This window comes from Streptomyces eurythermus, assembly GCF_014649115.1.
Classification (GTDB): domain Bacteria; phylum Actinomycetota; class Actinomycetes; order Streptomycetales; family Streptomycetaceae; genus Streptomyces; species Streptomyces eurythermus.
Map to the genome: position 1 here is coordinate 48,398 of NZ_BMSK01000020.1, position 18,595 is coordinate 66,992.

An 18,595-nucleotide genomic window follows, 5' to 3' on the forward strand; every position below is an offset into this window, starting at 1 on the left:
GGTCTCGACTCCTTGAGGCCACGGTGGCTGCCCTGACGGCGAGGAACATACCCAGATCGAAGGTGGTTGGGTACGTCTACTTGCCCGTCATACGGCTGTAACCACCCGTCCGCCAGCGGATCGAAAGTCAAAGCTTGGCAAGCCTGACGGAGATTATGTTTTCACTTCTTGAACGCAACGCCGCCCACAGGTGCGGATTTCCGCTCACATGAGCGCCCACCGACACGACTGATTTCGATCGCTGAACGATCAAGGGGTGGCACCCAGTGCCACCCCTTGGAGAAGTGCAGTCGCGCATGATCCGCTCATCTGAGCGCTACCCCTATCAAGGGTGGCGAGAATCACGCTGCCACAGGCCGCCGAATTCCACCATGCGGACGACGCCTCGGACACCAGTCGGAAGCGGAAACACCGCCGTCACACCCGCCCGGAACCGGAACCGTGCCGGCACCGACCGGGCGGGGACCCGCGCCGGCGGGTCCGGGTCCCGGGAGGACGTCGGGATGGCGCCGGAGGGCGTCGGGATGGCGCCGGGGGCCTCGGGGTGGTGCCGGGGAGCGTCGGGGGCGGTGTGACCGGACGCGGCGGGGATGGCATGCCCCGGGGGGCGGGTTTTGGACCGGTCGTACCAGAGCGGGTGTCAGGCGGTGGGGACCGGAGCCGGTTCCGGGCCCCGACGCCGGCCACACCGCGCCCGGACTCCGCCGCCGGCCCTGCCCGCCGCTCCGTACGCCCCCGGCGCCGACCCCCTCACGCCGCCCCCGGAACCTCCCCCTCACATCCCCATCGCCGCGAGCCGCTCCTCCACCCGCTCCGGTGCGTAAAGGTGCTCCACCACCATCGCCCCGGCCCCGACCAGCCCGGCCCGGTCGCCGAGCCGGGAGGTGACCACGTCCAGGTGGGCCGTGGAGCGGGGCAGCGCCCGCTGGTAGAGCAGCTCGCGCACACCGGTCAGGAACGGCGTCCCGGCCAGGTCGCCCGCGATCATCAGCACGCCCGGGTTGAGCAGGGTCACCACCGTCGCCAGCACGTCCCCGACCCGGCGCCCGGCCTCCCGCGCCAGCGCGGCGGCCTCCGGGTGCCCGGCCGCCAGCAGGTCCCGCACATCGGAGCCGGAGGTGGCCGGCACCCCGGACGCGGCCAGCCGCCGGGCCACCGCGCCACCGCTTGCGACCGCCGCCAGGCAGCCCTGCGAACCGCACCGGCACAGCGCGTCGGCGCCGACCCGGATGTGCCCGATGTCGCCGGCGCCGCCGTCCACGCCCCGGTAGACCGAGCCGTCCACGACCACCCCGGCGCCGATACCGGTGGACACCTTGACCAGCACGAAGGCCGTGCAGTCGGGATATCCGGTGCGCTGCTCGCCGTAGGCCATGAGGTTGGCGTCGTTGTCGACCAGCACGGGTATCGGGGGCGCCCCGGTGCGCTCGGTGAAGGCACGGGACATCCGGCCGCGGATGTCGTAGCCGTCCCAGCCCGGCATGATCGGCGGCTGCACCACCCGGCCGGTCTCGCTGTCCACCGGGCCCGGCACCGCGAGCCCGATCCCGCACACCTCCTCGGCCCGGTGCCCGGCCTTGGTCAGCAACTCCTCGAACCAGCCGCCCAGTTCGCCGAGGACCGCCTCCGGTCCCTCCTCCACCACCAGCGTGCCGGCCTGCTCGGCGAGGATCTCCCCGGTCAGCGAGAGCACGGCCGCGCGGGCGTGCCGGGTGTCCAGGTCGGCGGCGAGGACCACCGCGTGGGAGTCGTCGAACTCCAGCGTGATGGAAGGGCGTCCGCCGAGCGGCGAGTCGACCGGGCCGCCGGCGCCCTCGCGCAGCCAGCCCGCCCGGAACAGCCGGTCCAAGCGCTGGCCGACGGTGGCCCGGGACAGTCCGGTCGCCTGCTGGAGCGCCCCGCGCGTCACGGCCCGGCCGTTGCGCACGAGGGCGAGCAGATCCCCGGCTCCCGCCTGGCCTCCGCTCCTGCCGCTCCTGCCGGCCCTTCCCGGACGTCCGGTCATGCGCACCCCCTTGTGTTTCTCCAGCTTGCCTTACATATTGAGTTTTGCGTGTTAAATAGACGTAACCCTACGGTGGTCGCAGCCGAACCTCGCCGCGGCCGGACGTCTTCGGGGAGCCCCGAGTGGATCGCACCGCCCAGCTCAGTACCCGTTCCTTCCCGTACGAGATCGCATACGATCCACCGACCGCACCGCCGTCCCCGCACGTCAGGGCCGCCCGGGTGCTGGCGGCGAACTGGACCGGCGCCTCCACGGTCCCGTCCAGGAAGCTGTACCCGCACCAGTGGTCCTGGGACTCCGCGTTCATCGCGATCGGGCTGCGGCATGTCTCGCCGGCCCGGGCCCAGACGGAGCTGGAGACGCTGCTGGCCGCGCAGTGGGCCGACGGGCGCGTCCCGCACATCGTCTTCAACCCCTCCGTCCCGCTCGACGCGTACTTCCCGAGCCCCGACTTCTGGCGCTCCTCCACCGCCGGGCGCGCCGCGGGCGCCCCGCGCACCGTACAGACCTCCGGCATCGTGCAGCCACCGGTGCACGCGCTGGCCGCCTGGCTGGTGCACCGCGCCGACCCCGCCCTGTCCCGCTCCCGCGGCTTCCTGGCCCGGGTCTACCCGAAGCTGGCCGCCTGGCACCGGTATCTGCTGCACCGGCGGGACCTCGGCGGCGCCGGGCTGGTGTCCGTGGTGCACCCGTGGGAGCAGGGTATGGACAACAGCCCCTGCTGGGACGCCCCGCTGGCCCGGATCACCCCGGCCCCGGCCCGCTCCTTCCGCCGTGCCGACCTCGATCACGGCGCGGCGGAGGACCGGCCGACCGATCTGGACTACGGCCGGTACGTGCGGCTGGCCGCCGACTACCGGGACCGTGAATACGCCGACGGGGAGGGGGAGTTCGCCGTGGAGGACCCGGCGTTCAACGCTCTGCTGATCGCCTCCGAGCACGCCCTCGCGCGGATCGCCGAGGAGCTGGGCGCCGCCGGTGCCGCCCGCCGGGAGCGCGCCGAGCGGCTGACGGCGGCAATGGTGGAGCGGCTGTGGGAGCCGGCCGCCGGGATGTTCCTGTGCCGTGACCTGCGCGGTGACGGTCCGAGGCCCGAGCGCTCGGTCTCCGGGCTGATCCCGCTGCTCCTGCCCGGTCTGCCCCGCGCCGTGGCCGCCGCGCTGGTGGACACCCTGCGCGGGCCGCACTTCTCGCTCGGCGGCCGCACCCGGCTGGTGCCGAGCTACGACCTGCTCGGGGAGGCGTTCGACCCGCACCGCTACTGGCGCGGCCCGGCCTGGTTCAACACCAACTGGCTGCTGGAGCGCGGGCTGCGGGCGCACGGCGAGACGGCCGCGGCCGACGCCCTGCGCACGGCGTTCCTGGAACTGGCCGACGCCACCGGCTTCGCCGAGTACGTCGACCCGTACACCGGCGAGCCCTGCGGGGCGACCGGCTTCAGCTGGACGGCGGCTCTGGCGCTGGACCTGTACCACCGCGAGCCCGCATCACATGGACGTCAAAGGCCGGACAAGAGCCCGTCAAGGGACGTGTCCGCGCCCGGCACCGGCACGTTCGACAGGAGTGACCAAGGAGGGGACCGGGGATGACGGACCGGCATCATCTGCTCGTGCACGGCGCCACCTTCGCCGCCGTGGGCGACCGCGGCGACATCAGCGGGGTACGCGGCGGCGGCTTCCCGGACGGGTTGTTCGTCCGGGACGCCCGGCACCTCAGCCGCTGGCAGCTCACCCTCGACGGGGCGGTGCCCGAGGTGCTCAGCCCGGTGACGGACGGGGACGAGGCGCGCTGTGTGCTGGTCCCGCGCGGTGGCCGGCAGGAGCCGCCGGCCTGCACCGTCTTCCGTGAACAGGCCGTCGGGGACAGCTCGTTCGTGGATTCGCTGAAGGTCACCAGCAACCGTCCGGTGCCCATCACCGTGCGGCTCGCGCTCACCGTCGACGCCGACTTCACCGACCAGTTCGAACTCCGCTCCGACCACCGCACCTACGTCAAGACCGGCGTCGTACGCTCCCGCCACCTCCTCCCCGACGGCATCGAGTTCGCCTACCGCCGGGCCGACTGGCGGTCCCGCACGGCGATCACGGCCGAACCGGCCCCGGACGCCGTGGAGGAGACCGGCACCGGCGCCCGCCGCCTGGTGTGGTCCCTCGACGTCGCGCCGCACGGCACGACCGAGCTGCTGCTGCGGGTGATCGCCCGCCCGCACGGCGAGAAGCGCGCGCTGCGCGTGCCCCGCGACCCGGCCGCCGTGCACCGTCAATTACGCGCCCGTGAGGAGCAGTTCGCCGAGGGGGTGGCCTTTCCCACCGGCTGGCCGGAGCTGACCGCGGCCTGTGTCCGCGGCCTCGCCGACCTCGCCGCGCTCCAGGTGCCGGCCGGCGGACCGGACGGCGAGGACCTGCGCGTCCCGGCGGCCGGCGCGCCCTGGTTCCTCACCCTGCTGGGCCGCGACGCGCTGATCACCTCCCTGTTCGCCCTGCCCTACCGCCCCGGCCCGGCCGCCGCCACCCTGCTCGCCCTGGCCGCCACCCAGGCCACCGGCACCGGTGACGCCCCGGTCGCCCAGCCCGGCAAGATCGTGCACGAGGTGCGGCACGGGGAGCTGGCCCACTTCGGGCAGGTGCCGTTCGGCCGCTACTACGGCTCGGTGGACGCCACCCCGCTGTTCCTGGTCCTGCTCGGCGCGTATGTCGAGCAGACCGGGGACACGGCCCTGGCCCGCCGGCTGGAGCCGCACGCCCGGGCCGCCGTCGGCTGGATGCTCGACCACGGCGGGCTGACCTCGCGCGGCTATCTCGTCTACCGCGCCGACGAGGGCGGCCTCGCCAACCAGAACTGGAAGGACTCCCCCGGCGCGATCTGCTGCGCCGACGGCACCCGGCCCACCGGCGCGGTGATGGCGGCGGGCGCGCAGGGCTACGCGTACGACGCGCTGCGCCGAACGGCGTCGGTGGCGCGCGGAGTGTGGGGCGACGAGACGTACGCGGCGCTGCTGGAGCAGGCGGCGGCCGATCTGCGGGACCGGTTCCAGCGGGACTTCTGGATGCGGGAGCGGTCGTTCCCGGCGCTGGCGCTGGACGGCCAGGGCCGCCAGATAGACGCGCTGGCCTCCGACGCCGGGCATCTGCTGTGGTCGGGGCTGCTGGACAAGGAGTACGGCGAGGTGGTGGGCCGGCGGCTGCTGGAGCCGGACTTCTTCTCCGGCTGGGGCGTGCGCACGGTGGCCTCCGGGCAGCCGGCCTACCACCCGCTGTCCTACCACCGCGGCTCGGTCTGGCCGCACGACAACGCCCTGATCACGCTGGGCCTGGCCCGCTACGGGCTGCACGACGAGGCCCGTACGGTGGCGCACGCGCTGCTCGACGCGGCGGCGGTGACCGGGTACCGGCTGCCGGAGGTGTGGGCCGGGTACGGGCGGGACACGCACGGTGAGCCGGTGCCGTACCCGCACGCGTGCGGCCTGGAGGCCCGGTCCGCGGCGGCGCCGCTGGCCTTGCTGACGGCGGTCGGGGGCGTCTGAGCGCACGATGTCCCGCGCTCCCCGGTGAACGGCGGACCGCCGTGCGCCGTACCGAGGGGCATGCGTCAGTCAGTCGTGGTGGTGGCCGGGGAGCGCGAGTCCGTCGTACGCGGGGTGGGGTGGCGGTGGCCGGGCAGGGCGCGGGCGCTGTCGGTCACCCTGACCGGGCTCGCCGCCCTCCTCGTGCTCGCGGCGCTCGTCATGCCGGACTCGGCGGACCGGCTCGGGCCGGCCGCCTTCGTGCGCGTACCGGCGGAGGCCGTCGTCGGGGCGGTGGTGCTGCCCGCGCTGCCGCGCCGACCCCGGGTGGCGGTGGCCGCGGGGTGCGGGGTGCTGCTCGCGGCGCTGACCGTGCTGAACGCGCTGGACATGGGCTTCCGGCAGTATCTGGGCCGGACGTTCGACGTGGTGCTGGACTGGAGCCTGCTCGGGGACGCGGAGTCGTATCTGGAGGACTCCCTCGGCTCCGGCACCGCCCTCGCCGCCGTGACCGGGGCCCTCGCCCTGGTCCTGCTGCTCTTCGTGCTGCTGGCGCTGTCCGTGGTGCGGCTGACCGAGCTGCTCGCCCGGCACCCCGGCACCGCCCGCCGCTCCACCCTGGTCGCCGCCGTCACGTGGGTCGTCTGTGCCTCGCTCGGCCTGGCGCCGGCGGCCGTGCCGCTCGCCTCCCACCGCGCCGTCACCGCGCTGCGCGGCCAGGTCCACCGGGTCTCGGACACGCTCCGGGACGAGGCGGAGTTCCGGGAGGTGGCCCGGGCCGACGCGTTCGGGAACACCCCGGGCGACCGGCTCGTGCCGGACCTGCGCGGCAAGGACGTCATCTTCGCGTTCGTCGAGAGCTACGGCCGGAGCGCGATCGAGGACCCGGTCATGGCACCCGGCGTGGACCGGATGCTCGACGCCCGCACCAAGGCCCTGGCCGAGGCCGGTTTCCACGCCCGGAGCGGCTGGCTGACCTCGGCGACGTACGGCGGCAGCAGCTGGCTGGGCCACTCCACCACCATGTCGGGGCTGTGGATCAGCAACCAGCAGCGCTACCGCACGGTCATGGCGAGCGACCGCCTCAGCCTGACGGGGGCGTTCCGGAAGACCGGCGCGTTCGAGACGGTCGGGGTGATGCCGGGCGTCCAGAAGGGCTGGCCGGAGCAGAAGTGGTACGGCCTGGACAAGGTCTACGACGCCTTCCGCCTCGGCTACCGGGGTCCGAAGTTCAGCTGGTCGACCATGCCCGACCAGTACGCGCTCCAGCAGTACCAGGAGCGGGTGCACGGCAGGCGGCCTGCCGCGGGCAAGGGGCGGATGTCGCTGCTCATCCTGACCTCCAGCCACCAGCCCTGGGCGCCGGTCCCGAGCATGGTGGACTGGGACCGGCTCGGTGACGGCTCGGCCTTCGAGGCCATGGAGGCGGCGGGCGACAAGGCGGCGGACGTCATCGCCGACACCGCCAGGTCCCGCGCGGCGTACGGCAAGTCGGTCCAGTACTCGGTGACCGCGCTCACCGAGTGGCTCCAGCGGTACGGCACGAAGGACACCGTGCTGGTCTTCCTCGGCGACCACCAGCCCATCGCCCGGGTCAGCGGCACCCACGCGAGCCGGGACGTGCCGGTGTCGCTCGTCGCCAAGGACCCGAAGCTGCTGGACCGGATCGCCGACTGGCACTGGACCGACGGCCTGCGCCCCGCCCACGACGCCCCGGTCTGGAAGATGAGCGCCTTCCGCGACCGCTTCCTGACGGCGTACGGCTCGACACCGGGACCGAAGAGAAACTGACGGACCCTCTCGGCCGGTCAGCCGCCGGAGGTGTCCAGCTCTGCGTCCTCCCCGACGCCCGAGCAGTCGTACGGGTCCTTCAGCCACCCGTCCGGCAGCACCACCCGGTTGTTGCCGGAGGTCCGCCCCCGCGGCCCCTCCGCCCCGGCCGGCCACGCCTGGTCCAGGTCCAGCTCGTCCAGCCCGGCCCGCAGCTCCTGGAGGGAGGAGGTGATCGCGAGCCGCTTGCGCATCTCGGAGCCGACCGCGAAGCCCTTCAGATACCAGGCGACGTGCTTGCGGAAGTCCACCACGCCCTTGGACTCGTCGCCGCTCCACTCCCCGAGCAGCGTGGCGTGCCGCACCATGACGTCGGCGACCTCCCGCAGCGTCGGCCGTACGAAATCCTCCGTACGCCCCTCGAACCCGGCCACCAGGTCCGCGAACAGCCACGGCCGGCCCAGGCAGCCCCGGCCGACCACGACCCCGTCGCAGCCGGTCTCCCGCACCATCCGCAGCGCGTCCTCGGCCGACCAGATGTCGCCGTTGCCGAGCACCGGGATCTCCGGCACATGCTCCTTCAGCCGGGCGATGGCGTCCCAGTCGGCGGTGCCGCCGTAGTGCTGGGCGGTGGTACGGCCGTGCAGCGCGATGGCGGTCACCCCCTCCTCGACGGCGATGCGGCCGGCGTCGAGGTAGGTGATGTGGTCGTCGTCGATGCCCTTGCGCATCTTCATGGTCACCGGCAGGTCACCGGCGCCGGAGACCGCCTCGCGCAGGATGGCCCGCAGCAGGTTCCGCTTGTACGGCAGTGCGGAGCCGCCGCCCTTGCGCGTCACCTTCGGCACCGGGCAGCCGAAGTTCAGGTCGATGTGGTCGGCGAGGTCCTCCTCCACGATCATGCGGACGGCCTTGCCGACGGTCGCGGGGTCGACGCCGTACAGCTGGATCGAGCGCGGCCGCTCGCTCGCGTCGAACCTGATGAGCTGCATGGTCTTCTCGTTGCGCTCGACCAGCGCCCGGGTGGTGATCATCTCGCTGACGAAGAGTCCCTTGCCGCCCGAGAACTCCCGGCACAGGGTGCGGAAGGGCGCGTTGGTGATCCCCGCCATGGGTGCGAGCACGACGGGCGGCGTCACGGCGTGCGGTCCGATGGAAAGCGGGTGGGTCATCGTCAGGGCTCCGGGACGGATCTACGGCGACAGGGGCAAGGCTCCATTGTCCCCCACCCGGCCGGACACTCGTATCCCCCACCCGGCCGGGCGCTCGTATCCCTTACCCGGCCGGGCGCTCGTCGGGCAGTTCCGCGAGCCGTTCCAGCCGCTCCTCGCTCTCCTCGTCGGCGGGCAGGTAGGCGACCACCCGGTGGGCGGGGGACTGCGGGGCCGGCCACATGTTCCGGTGCTCCAGCCGGATCAGCCCGACCCGGGGGTGCCGGTACCGCTTGACGTGCGGGGACATCGGCGCGACCTCGTGCCGTTCCCACAGCTCCCGGAACTCGCCGGAGGCCCGGAGCAGCCGGTTCAGCTGCTGCTTCCAGGCGGGCTCGGCCACGTGCTCGGCCATGCCCGCGCGGTACTTGGCGATCAGGTCGCGCAGCATCTCGTCCCGGTCCAGGAAGTCCCGTTTCCAGCGCTCGCTGGTGGTCGGCAGCCGCAGGCAGTTCCGGTCGGCCGGGGGCAGCTCGGCGGGGTCGCCGAAGAGCTGGGCGTAGGGGCGGTTGGCGGCGAGGACGTCGTAGCGGGCGTTCTGCAGGGAGGCCGGGTAGGGGGCGAGCCGTTCGACGACCTTCAGGGCGGTCTTGGCGGCGACCGGGTACTCCGGCCCGGAGCGCGGGTCGTGGGTCCCGGCCAGGGCGAACAGGTGGGCGCGCTCGGTGGGGTCCATCAGCAGGGCGCGGGCGACGGCGTCCAGCACCTGCGCGGAGACGTGGGCGGCGCGGCCCTGCTCGAACCACGTGTACCAGGTGACGCCGACGGCGGAGAGCTGGGCGACCTCCTCGCGGCGCAGTCCGGGGGTGCGGCGGCGGGGACCGCGGGACATCATGCATGACTCATTAGTTAGACACACTATCGAAATCGGCGTACGATGGCGGACATGCCCGAGTTGAGCCATCGCCGCCGCATGCTCGTGCTCGCGATCTGCTGCATGAGCCTGCTGATCGTGAGCCTGGACACCACCGCGCTGAACGTGGCACTGCCCGCGATGCAGCACGACCTGGACGCCACCACCTCCGGTCTGCAGTGGACCATCGACGCGTACACGCTCGTCCTGGCCTCGCTGCTGATGCTCGCCGGCTCCACGGCCGACCGGATCGGCCGCAAGCGGGTCTTCATGGCGGGCCTGGCGGTGTTCACCGCGGGGTCGGTGCTCTGCTCCCTCGCCCCGAACCTGGAACTGCTCGTCGTGTTCCGCATGGTCCAGGCGGTGGGCGGCTCGATGCTCAACCCGGTCGCCATGTCGATCATCACCAACACCTTCACCGACCCCCGCGAGCGCGCCCGCGCGATCGGCGTGTGGGGCGCGGTCGTCGGCATCGCCATGGCGGCGGGCCCGCTGGTCGGCGGGCTGCTGGTGCAGTCGGTGAGCTGGCGCGCCATCTTCTGGCTCAACCTCCCGGTCGGCCTGGCGGCCCTGCTGCTCACCCTGCGCTACGTCCCCGAGTCCCGCGCGCCCCGGGCCCGCCGCCCCGACCCGGTCGGCCAGCTGCTGGTGATCGCCCTGTTCGGCGCGCTGACGTACGCGATCATCGAGGCCCCGGAATCCGGCGCCGGTCCCGTCCTCCCCTTCGCCTTGATCGCGGTGGCCGCCCTCCTGGCCCTCCTGTGGTACGAGCCCCGGCGCGCCGAACCCCTCATCGACCTGCGCTTCTTCCGCTCGGCCCCGTTCAGCGGCGCCACCGTGATCGCGATCAGCGCGTTCGCGGCCCTGGGCGGCTTCCTGTTCCTGTCCACGCTGTACCTGCAGAACGTGCGCGGCCTCGACGCCCTGCACGCGGGCCTGTGGATGCTGCCGATGGCCGTGCCGATGTTCCTGTGCGCCCCGCTGTCCGGCCGTCTGGTCGGCAGCCGCGGCCCGCGGGTCTCCCTGCTGGTGGCGGGTGCGGCGATGACCGCGAGCGGTGTCCTGTTCGCCGCGTTCGAGGCGGAGACGGAGAACGCCACCCTGCTGCTCGGCTACGTCCTCTTCGGCATCGGCTTCGGCTTCGTGAACGCGCCGATCACCAACACGGCGGTGTCCGGCATGCCCCGCGCCCAGGCCGGGGTCGCCGCCGCCGTCGCCTCCACCAGCCGGCAGCTGGGCTCCACGCTCGGCGTCGCGGTGATCGGCGCGGTCCTGGCCTCCGGCATCGGCTCGTCGCCGTACCGTCCCACGTTCGTCCCGGCGGCCCGCCCCGGCTGGTGGATCCTCGCCGGCTGCGGCCTCGCCGTCCTGGTCCTCGGCCTGCTGTCCAGCGGCGGCTGGGCGCGCCGGACGGCCGAGCGGACGGCGGCGAGCCTGGAGCCGGCGGAGATACGCCCGGTCGCGGAGACGGCGTCGAAGGGGGCGTGACCCGGGCGGTCACCGCCAGGCGGTGGCCTCGGTCGCGTGGATGCAGTACCGCTCGAAGGTGCTCTTGCCACCGGGCTTCGGCACGGCGCACGCGGTGACCTGGAACTCGCCGTCGGGGACCGACACCATGTGGGTGAACTGGTCGTTGCCGTACGCGATCTCGGCGGTCCGCGTGCTGCCGCCCGTGACACTGACCGTCACCTGGTCGCCGGGATTCCCCTGCTCGATCTTCGCCCAGACCGCCTCGCAGTCCTCGCTGTAGCGGATCTGGAGGAGCGCGGGATTGCCCGCGGTGGGCTTGAAGGTGCCCGCGTCTTCGCCGCACCCCTCGTTCTGCGGGTTCTTCCCCTCGCAGACCGCTCCGTCGCCGGGGCAGGTCGGCTCGTCGAAGAGCGACTTCAGCACATGGTCGCCGAGCGGAGTCATCACGGCACCGGCCCCCGCACCCACAATGGCGACCGCGTACGCCAGCGCGGCCGGGCCGCTGAGCATTTTCCTCCACCACGGGCGGTGCGGCGGGGGGTTCGGGGGGTCGGAGGGTGCCGGGGAGTTGTCGCCGGTGTTGGCCGTAGTCATGAGAACACTCACCTTGACGTGCTGCTCCTGACGGCCAGGATCGCCCTGCCGCCGTCGCAGGCGTAAGGCGCACACGGAAGCAGGAAGGCGCGTCGGCCGGCCATGCATGCGCCCCCACGTGCCCACTCCGCACCACCAGAGGGCCGCCGAGCCGACTCCTCGTAAATGGCTCGGAGTTGTTTCCGCGACTCACGAACTGGCGCGGGCGATGGACTACGCTGCTCAGAAGGCCGTTTCTGCGGGCAGAGCGTCTCGCGCTCCCTTTCCCTCGAAAGGACCGCCGCTCTCGTGATCGACGCGTCCGTTCAGGCCATTCCCGGGCTGCTCGTCTGGTTCCTTCCGATCGCCCTGTGCTTGGCGGTGCCGTCAGCTCTGATCGCGCGTGCGCGCCGGAAACCGGTCACCGTGCGCGTACTCCTGGCCGTCTGTTCCGCCGGAATCCTCGCCGTGACCTTGCTGCCGGCAGACGGAGGTCCCGTCGGCGACGGAGCGGTATGCGATCTGAGTTCGCCATTTCCTCAGATGCTGACCTCTTCCAGCGCGCTGCTGAACGTTGCCTTGTTCGTCCCGGCCTCCTTCTTCGCCGCTCTCGTCTTTCCGCGCCCCCTGACCGTCCTCGCGGTCACATCAGTGGGAAGCGGACTCATCGAACTGTTCCAGGCGGAGGGGGCCATGGGCCGCTCGTGCAGTGCGACGGACATCGTTGCCAACACGACCGGTTCACTGATCGGAGTGGCGGCGGGAACCGTATGGTGCCGACGTACCGGGCGGCGGGTCACGGGAAGGGCCAAGCGTGATGCGCTCTGGGGCGCGACTCTCGCCGTTACCGGCTCTGCCGCCTTGGCCGCCACCTTCCACTCCTCCGTCACTCCCTACATTCCCCTGACAGAGCGACCGGGATTCGCGGCCGACCAGCGTGCCATCGAGGGCGCGGACACATGGATCACCGAGGCCGCCGCGTATGTCTTCGGAAAGGGGACGCGGATCGAACAGACCATTGTCGCGAAGCACAGTGGACTGGTGACGGCAAAGACCAACAGGGGCGAGATCACCGGATGGTGGCCTGAGAGGAAATTGGAAGAAGCCGCCTTCACGGACAACAGGGCAGAGCCCGGCTCCCTGAATCAGGCCCAGGCCGAAGAGATCTCGACCCGCTTCGTCCGCCGATGGTTCCCTGCCGAGGCGCTCGGCGCCGAACGAACCGTGCATGTCAGCGGATCAGGGAACAGCGCGGTCTACATGTTCGCGTACCGTCGGTACAAAAAGGGACTGATGATGCCTATGCGGCTGAATGTCACGGTGACCTCAAGTGGGCGCATCATGAACTTCACCGCCCGCGCGTTGACGGACCCCGAACTGCCCGAAAGCACCGTGTCGAAGGACGAGGCAGCGCGGCTTGCCCGCACGTACACGGGCCGTACCGCCCAAGGCGCGGTGCTCCTGGCCCAGAAGGTCAAGGGCCAGGGCTGGCGACCCGTGTGGATGATGGGTGCCGAGAGCGGTGATGTGTTCGTTGACGCCGTCACCGGCCTGCGGATCCCCCAAGGCGCCCTGGTCCGCTAGCGGTGTGCGAGCCGTCCTGCTGCCCCGTGCGGTGGTCGGGACCCCGAGCGGCGTCCAGGTGATCGTCCGCGCCGCGCCATCCCGGGCAGGGTGTGCGCGGCGGCGGCGAGGGCGCCGAGGACGTTGACCGCGTCGGCGGATCCAGGGGCCGTCGTACAACGGGAGTCCCTCATGCGCCGGGAATCACTGCCCTTCCGCCCTCAACCCCCGCACCAGCAGCCCCACCACCGCCTCGAACTCCTCCTCGATTCCCGGTGTCGTCCACTCGCGGGCGTACCCCGGGTCGTGGAAGCGGCCGGTCGCGTGGAAGACGGCGCGGGCGGCCGTGGCCGGGTCGGGGGCGGTGAAGTCGCCCGACTCCGCGCCCGCGGCGATGATCCGGGTGAGCTGGCCGGTGAGGTCGGCGATGTGGTCGTGGACCACGCCCCCGAGTTCGTCGACGAGCACGGTGTACGTGGCGAACAGCTCGGGGTCGTCGCCCGCCTTGTGCCGCTTGGCCTCGAAGAGGGCCGCGAGCCAGTCCCGCAGCCGCCGTTCCGGGGCGAGGTCCTCGGCGGCGGCGATGCCGGCGAGCCGCTCGGAGGTGCGGTCCAGCCAGCGCTTGGTCACCGCCTCGCGCAGCGCCGCCTTGGTGCGGAAGTGCCGGTAGACGCTGCCATGGCTGACGCCGAGCGCGCGGGCCACGTCGACCACGGTGGCCTTGGCCGGGCCGTGGCGGCGCAGCACCTCCTCGGTGGCTTCGAGGATGCGCTCGGCGGTCAGGGTCTCGGTGGTCGAAGGCATGCCTAGACGGTACCCGGCACGACCGTCAGCGTTCGCTGTCGAGCATCGCCATCTGCTCCGCCGCGTACCGGTCGCCGGCCGCCGCGTCCGCCGGCACGGCGGCCTCGATGGCGGCGAGGTCGGCCTCTTCCAGGGTCACGTCCAGCGCGCCCAGCGCCTCGTCGAGCCGCTGCCGGGTGCGGGCGCCGACCAGCGGCACGATGTCCTCACCCCGGGAGAGCACCCAGGCGATGGCGATCTGCGCGACGGAGACGCCCTTCTCCTCCGCGATCTTGCGCAGGGACTCGACCAGGGTGAGGTTGTGCCGCAGGTTGTCGCCCTGGAAGCGGGGCGAGTGGGCGCGGAAGTCGTTCGCGGCAAAGCCCTGGTCGGCCGAGACGTGCCCGGAGAGCAGCCCGCGCGAGAGCACGCCGTAGGCGGTGACGGCGATGCCCAGCTCGCGCAGGGTGGGCAGGATCTCCCGCTCGGGGCCCCGGGAGATGAGGGCGTACTCGATCTGGAGGTCCGCGATGGGGGCGGTGGCGGCGGCCCGGCGGATGGTGTCCGCGCCGACCTCGCTCAGCCCGATGTGCCGGACCCATCCCTTGTCGACGAGTTCGGCGATGGCGCCGACGGTCTCCTCGATGGGCACGTCCGGGTCGAGCCGGGACGGACGGTAGATGTCGATGTGGTCGACGCCGAGGCGCTGGAGGGAGTAGGCGGCGAAGTTCTTCACGGCGGCCGGGCGGCCGTCGAAGCCGAACCAGTCGCCGTCCGGGCCGCGCAGCGCGCCGAACTTCACGCTGACCCGCGCGTTCTCGCGCAGCGCGGCGGGGGCGGTGCGCAGCGCCTCGTTGATCAGCAGCTCGTTGTGGCCCATGCCGTAGAAGTCGCCGGTGTCGAGCAGGGTCACGCCGGCCTCCAGGGCGGCGTGGATGGTCGCGATCGACTCGGCGCGGTCCGCCTCGCCGTACATGCCGGACATGCCCATGCAACCGAGGCCGAGGGCGGAGACCTGGGGGCCGGTGGTGCCGAGGTTTCGGGTTCGCATCGTCATGCCCCCACTGTGGCATGACAGCTAACAGATTTCAATATCTGTCAGTCCAATAATGTCCACGCATACCCTCCGCGCCCCCGCGTGGTCCAGACCTCTTGACGAATGGTCTGGACCAGCGCACTGTCATGTCTGCGACACCCCATCGACCCGAACCCCCACCGGGAGGCCCGATGCTCCGCCGCACCCTGCGCCTGCTCACCGCCGCCCTGACCGGCGCCGTCCTCGCCCCGCTGGCCATCGCCACCGCACCCGCCGCCTCCGCCGCCGACACCTGCGCGGTGAAATCGAGGCCGGCGGGCAAGGTGCTCCAGGGCTACTGGGAGAACTGGGACGGCTCCGCCAACGGCGTCCACCCGCCCTTCGGCTGGACCCCGATCACCGACTCCCGCATCCCCGCCCACGGCTACAACGTGATCAACGCGGCCTTCCCGGTGATCCGCTCCGACGGCACCGCGCTGTGGGAGGACGGCATGGACGCCGGCGTGAAGGTGGCCACGCCCGCCGAGATGTGCCAGGCCAAGGCGTCCGGCCAGACGATCCTGCTGTCCATCGGCGGCGCGGCGGCCGGCATCGACCTGTCGTCCCAGACCGTCGCCGACCGCTTCGTGGCGACGATCGTGCCGATCCTGAAGAAGTACAACTTCGACGGCATCGACATCGACATCGAGACGGGTCTGGTCGGCAGCGGCAACATCAACCAGCTGTCCGCGTCCCAGGCCAACCTGATCCGCATCATCGACGGGATCCTCGCCCAGATGCCCTCGAACTTCGGCCTGACGATGGCCCCGGAGACGGCGTACGTCACGGGCGGCAGCGTCACCTACGGCTCGATCTGGGGCGCGTACCTGCCGGTCATCAAGAAGTACGCGGACAACGGCCGGCTGTGGTGGCTGAACATGCAGTACTACAACGGCAGCATGTACGGCTGCTCGGGCGACTCGTACTCGGCGGGCACCGTACAGGGCTTCACCGCGCAGACCGACTGTCTGAACAAGGGCCTGGTGGTGCAGGGCACGACGATCAAGGTGCCCTACGACAAGCAGGTCCCGGGGCTGCCCGCCCAGCCCGGCGCGGGCGGCGGCTACATGTCCCCGTCCCTGGTCGCCCAGGCCTGGCGGAACTACGGCACCTCGCTCAAGGGCCTGATGACCTGGTCCGTCAACTGGGACGGTTCGAAGAACTGGACGTTCGGCGACAACGTCAAGGCGCTCCAGGGCCGTTGAGCGGGCGCGGACACACGAATGCCGGGCGGGCCCTCATCGGCCCGCCCGGCATTTCGCGGTCGTGACTAGGCGCCCAGCAGACGCGAGGCCAGGTACCCCTCGATCTGGTCGAGCGACACCCGCTCCTGCTTCATCGAGTCACGCTCGCGCACGGTGACGGCGTTGTCCTCGAGGGTGTCGAAGTCGACGGTCACGCAGTACGGCGTGCCGATCTCGTCCTGACGGCGGTAGCGGCGGCCGATGGCGCCGGCGTCGTCGAACTCGATGTTCCAGTGCTGGCGCAGCGCCTGGGCCAGGCCCTTGGCCTTCGGGGACAGCTCCGGGTTGCGGGACAGCGGCAGCACGGCCACCTTCACCGGGGCGAGACGGTGGTCGAGCCGCAGGACGGTCCGCTTCTCCATCTTGCCCTTGGCGTTGGGCGCCTCGTCCTCGACATAGGCGTCCAGGAGGAAGGCCAGCATGGTGCGGCCGACACCCGCCGCCGGCTCGATGACGTACGGCGTCCAGCGCTCGCCGGCCTCCTGGTCGAAGTAGGAGAGGTCCTGGCCGGAGGCCTTGGCGTGCGCGGAGAGGTCGTAGTCGGTGCGGTTGGCGACACCCTCCAGCTCGCCCCACTCGCTGCCGCCGAACTGGAAGCGGTACTCGATGTCGGCGGTGCGCTTGGAGTAGTGGGAGAGCTTCTCCTTCGGGTGCTCGTACCAGCGCATGTTCTCCTCACGGAGACCCAGGCCGGTGTACCAGTTCCAGCGCTGCTCCATCCAGTATTCCTGCCACTGCTCGTCCTCGCCCGGCTTGACGAAGAACTCCATCTCCATCTGCTCGAACTCGCGGGTGCGGAAGATGAAGTTGCCCGGCGTGATCTCGTTGCGGAACGACTTGCCCATCTGGGCGATGCCGAACGGCGGCTTGCGGCGCGAGGTGGTCTGCACCTGGGCGAAGTTGGTGAAGATGCCCTGGGCGGTCTCGGGGCGCAGGTAGGCGACGGAGCCGGAGTCCTGGGTCGGGCCGAGGTGGGTGGACAGCAGGCCGGAGAACTGCTTGGGCTCGGTGAACTGGCCCTTGTTGCCGCAGTTCGGGCAGTTGATGTCCGCGAGGCCGTTCGCCGGGGCGTGGCCCTTCTTCTCCTCGTACGCCTCCTCCAGGTGGTCGGCGCGGAACCGCTTGTGACACGAGGTGCACTCGGTCAGCGGGTCCGTGAAGGTGGCGACGTGGCCGGAGGCGACCCAGACCTCGGAAGCCAGGATCACGGACGAGTCGATACCGACGACGTCCTCGCGCGACGTCACCATGTAGCGCCACCACTGGCGCTTGATGTTCTCCTTGAGCTCGACACCCAGCGGTCCGTAGTCCCAGGCGGCACGCTGGCCGCCGTAGATCTCACTGCAGGGGAAAACGAAGCCACGGCGCTTGCTCAGGCTGACGATGGTGTCGATCTTGTCGGCGGCCACGGTGCTCTCTTCATTAACGACGACGGGCGTTGAAGCGAGATGCTTCCAGCGAATGATTCAGGTTACCGGCGCAGGCTCCCCCACGACCAAATCGGCCCCTGTCCAGACCGTATGACGAGCGTTGTTGACAACGGTTTCCATATTTGTTGAAAATGACTGTCATGAACGTACGACGACGCCTCATACCCACCGCCGCGCTGGCCGCGGTCACCGCGCTCGGTACCGCCACCCTCGCCGGCTGCTCCGGCGACGCGGCGGGAGCGGGCAACACGTCCAAGTTCGACGTCGTCTCGTCGTTCTACCCGATGACCTTCCTCGCCGAGCGGATCGGCGGGGACCACGTCCACGTCACCACCCTCACCTCCCCCGGCCAGGAACCGCACGACCTGGAGCTGAGCCCGAAGCAGATCGGCTCCCTGGAGGATTCCGACGCGGTGCTGTACCTGAAGAACCTCCAGCCCTCCGTCGACAAGGCGGTGGCCCAGTCCCCGGTCGACACCAAGATCGACGCGGCCTCCCTGACCACGCTGGAGGACCACGGCAACGAGGTCGGCGGCCACGCGGCCGAGCACGACCACCACGAGGACGGCGAGGAGGCGGGCAAGGACCCGCACATCTGGCTCGACCCCGTGCGCTACGCCCAGGTCGCCGAGGGCGTCGGCAAGGCCTTCGAGAAGGCCGACCCCGACCACGCGGCCGACTACAAGAAGAACACCGCCGCCCTGGTCGAGCAGCTGAACGCGCTGCACAACGAGTTCCACAACGGCCTCGCGCACACGAAGAGCAAGGTCTTCATCACCACCCACGCCGCCTTCGGCTACCTCGCCGAGCGCTACGGCCTGACCGAGGAGGCCATCAACGGCCTCGACCCCGAGTCGGAGCCGAGCGCCGCCCGGGTGAAGGACCTGGAGAAGACGGCCGAGGCCGACGGCGTCTCCACGGTCTTCTACGAGACCCTGGTCAGCGACAAGACCGCCAAGACCATCGCGAACGACACCGGCCTGAAGACCGACGTCCTCGACCCGATCGAGGGCATCACCGACCACTCCCGCGGCCAGGACTACTTCGCGGTCCAGCGGGCCAACCTGAAGGCGCTCCAGCAGGCCCTGGGCGCCAAGTGAGCGGCACGGGAGGCAC

The 18,595-nt window shown here is 71.5% G+C and carries 14 protein-coding genes; 7 read left to right on the top strand and 7 right to left on the bottom strand.

The window, feature by feature from the left end:
• Positions 1 to 775: 775 nt before the first annotated feature.
• The gene (locus IE251_RS31930; RefSeq protein ID WP_189756440.1) at positions 776 to 2,005 is read right to left on the bottom strand and encodes an ROK family protein; all 1,230 of its coding nucleotides are present in this window, start codon (positions 2,003 to 2,005) and stop codon (positions 776 to 778) included.
• Between the two features lie 122 nt (positions 2,006 to 2,127).
• Here IE251_RS31930 and IE251_RS31935 point away from each other — a divergent pair, with 122 nt between their 5' ends.
• From IE251_RS31935 to IE251_RS31945, 3 genes are read left to right on the top strand one after another with little or no spacing between them, the layout of a single operon-like run.
• Positions 2,128 to 3,594, top strand: coding sequence for an MGH1-like glycoside hydrolase domain-containing protein (locus IE251_RS31935; RefSeq protein ID WP_189756441.1), 1,467 nt, complete (start codon positions 2,128 to 2,130; stop codon positions 3,592 to 3,594).
• Complete coding sequence (locus IE251_RS31940; RefSeq protein WP_189756442.1) at positions 3,591 to 5,528, top strand: amylo-alpha-1,6-glucosidase; 1,938 nt, start codon at positions 3,591 to 3,593, stop codon at positions 5,526 to 5,528. The genes IE251_RS31935 and IE251_RS31940 overlap by 4 nt, the downstream gene beginning before the upstream one ends.
• A 60-nt stretch (positions 5,529 to 5,588) precedes the next feature.
• Positions 5,589 to 7,298, top strand: coding sequence for an alkaline phosphatase family protein (locus tag IE251_RS31945; protein ID WP_229897024.1), 1,710 nt, complete (start codon positions 5,589 to 5,591; stop codon positions 7,296 to 7,298).
• Between the two features lie 17 nt (positions 7,299 to 7,315).
• Here IE251_RS31945 and dusB read toward each other — a convergent pair whose 3' ends face one another.
• Positions 7,316 to 8,449 (bottom strand): tRNA dihydrouridine synthase DusB, encoded by a 1,134-nt coding sequence (dusB, locus tag IE251_RS31950; RefSeq protein ID WP_189756443.1) that lies wholly within the window; start codon positions 8,447 to 8,449, stop codon positions 7,316 to 7,318.
• A gap of 103 nt (positions 8,450 to 8,552) precedes the next feature.
• Entirely contained in the window at positions 8,553 to 9,323 is a 771-nt protein-coding gene (locus IE251_RS31955) for a helix-turn-helix transcriptional regulator (RefSeq protein ID WP_229897025.1), read from the bottom strand.
• Positions 9,324 to 9,374: 51 nt separating this feature from the next.
• Here IE251_RS31955 and IE251_RS31960 point away from each other — a divergent pair, with 51 nt between their 5' ends.
• Entirely contained in the window at positions 9,375 to 10,829 is a 1,455-nt protein-coding gene (locus IE251_RS31960) for an MFS transporter (RefSeq protein WP_189756445.1), read from the top strand.
• A gap of 9 nt (positions 10,830 to 10,838) precedes the next feature.
• Here the strand turns inward: IE251_RS31960 and IE251_RS31965 are convergent, their stop codons facing one another.
• Complete coding sequence (locus IE251_RS31965) at positions 10,839 to 11,405, bottom strand: DUF2690 domain-containing protein (protein WP_189756446.1); 567 nt, start codon at positions 11,403 to 11,405, stop codon at positions 10,839 to 10,841.
• Between the two features lie 288 nt (positions 11,406 to 11,693).
• On the opposite strand from IE251_RS31965, the gene IE251_RS31970 reads away from it, so the two are divergent.
• On the top strand, positions 11,694 to 12,968 hold the full coding sequence (locus IE251_RS31970) for a VanZ family protein (protein WP_189756447.1): 1,275 nt from the start codon (positions 11,694 to 11,696) through the stop codon (positions 12,966 to 12,968).
• A 183-nt stretch (positions 12,969 to 13,151) separates the two neighbouring features.
• On the opposite strand, the gene IE251_RS31975 is transcribed toward IE251_RS31970, so the two are convergent.
• Together IE251_RS31975 and IE251_RS31980 are read right to left on the bottom strand one after the other, a co-directional pair.
• Positions 13,152 to 13,751 carry a TetR/AcrR family transcriptional regulator gene (locus IE251_RS31975; RefSeq protein ID WP_189756448.1) on the bottom strand — a complete coding sequence of 200 codons (600 nt, stop codon included), beginning with the start codon at positions 13,749 to 13,751 and terminating at the stop codon, positions 13,152 to 13,154.
• A gap of 25 nt (positions 13,752 to 13,776) precedes the next feature.
• The gene (locus IE251_RS31980) at positions 13,777 to 14,787 is read right to left on the bottom strand and encodes an aldo/keto reductase (RefSeq protein ID WP_189756449.1); all 1,011 of its coding nucleotides are present in this window, start codon (positions 14,785 to 14,787) and stop codon (positions 13,777 to 13,779) included.
• Positions 14,788 to 14,957: 170 nt separating this feature from the next.
• On the opposite strand from IE251_RS31980, the gene IE251_RS31985 reads away from it, so the two are divergent.
• The gene (locus IE251_RS31985; protein WP_189756450.1) at positions 14,958 to 16,010 is read left to right on the top strand and encodes a chitinase; all 1,053 of its coding nucleotides are present in this window, start codon (positions 14,958 to 14,960) and stop codon (positions 16,008 to 16,010) included.
• 65 nt (positions 16,011 to 16,075) lie between these two features.
• Here the strand turns inward: IE251_RS31985 and IE251_RS31990 are convergent, their stop codons facing one another.
• Positions 16,076 to 17,458, bottom strand: coding sequence for a glycine--tRNA ligase (locus tag IE251_RS31990; protein ID WP_189756451.1), 1,383 nt, complete (start codon positions 17,456 to 17,458; stop codon positions 16,076 to 16,078).
• Positions 17,459 to 17,619: 161 nt separating this feature from the next.
• On the opposite strand from IE251_RS31990, the gene IE251_RS31995 reads away from it, so the two are divergent.
• On the top strand, positions 17,620 to 18,579 hold the full coding sequence (locus IE251_RS31995) for a metal ABC transporter substrate-binding protein (RefSeq protein WP_189756452.1): 960 nt from the start codon (positions 17,620 to 17,622) through the stop codon (positions 18,577 to 18,579).
• The last annotated feature ends 16 nt before the right edge of the window (positions 18,580 to 18,595 follow it).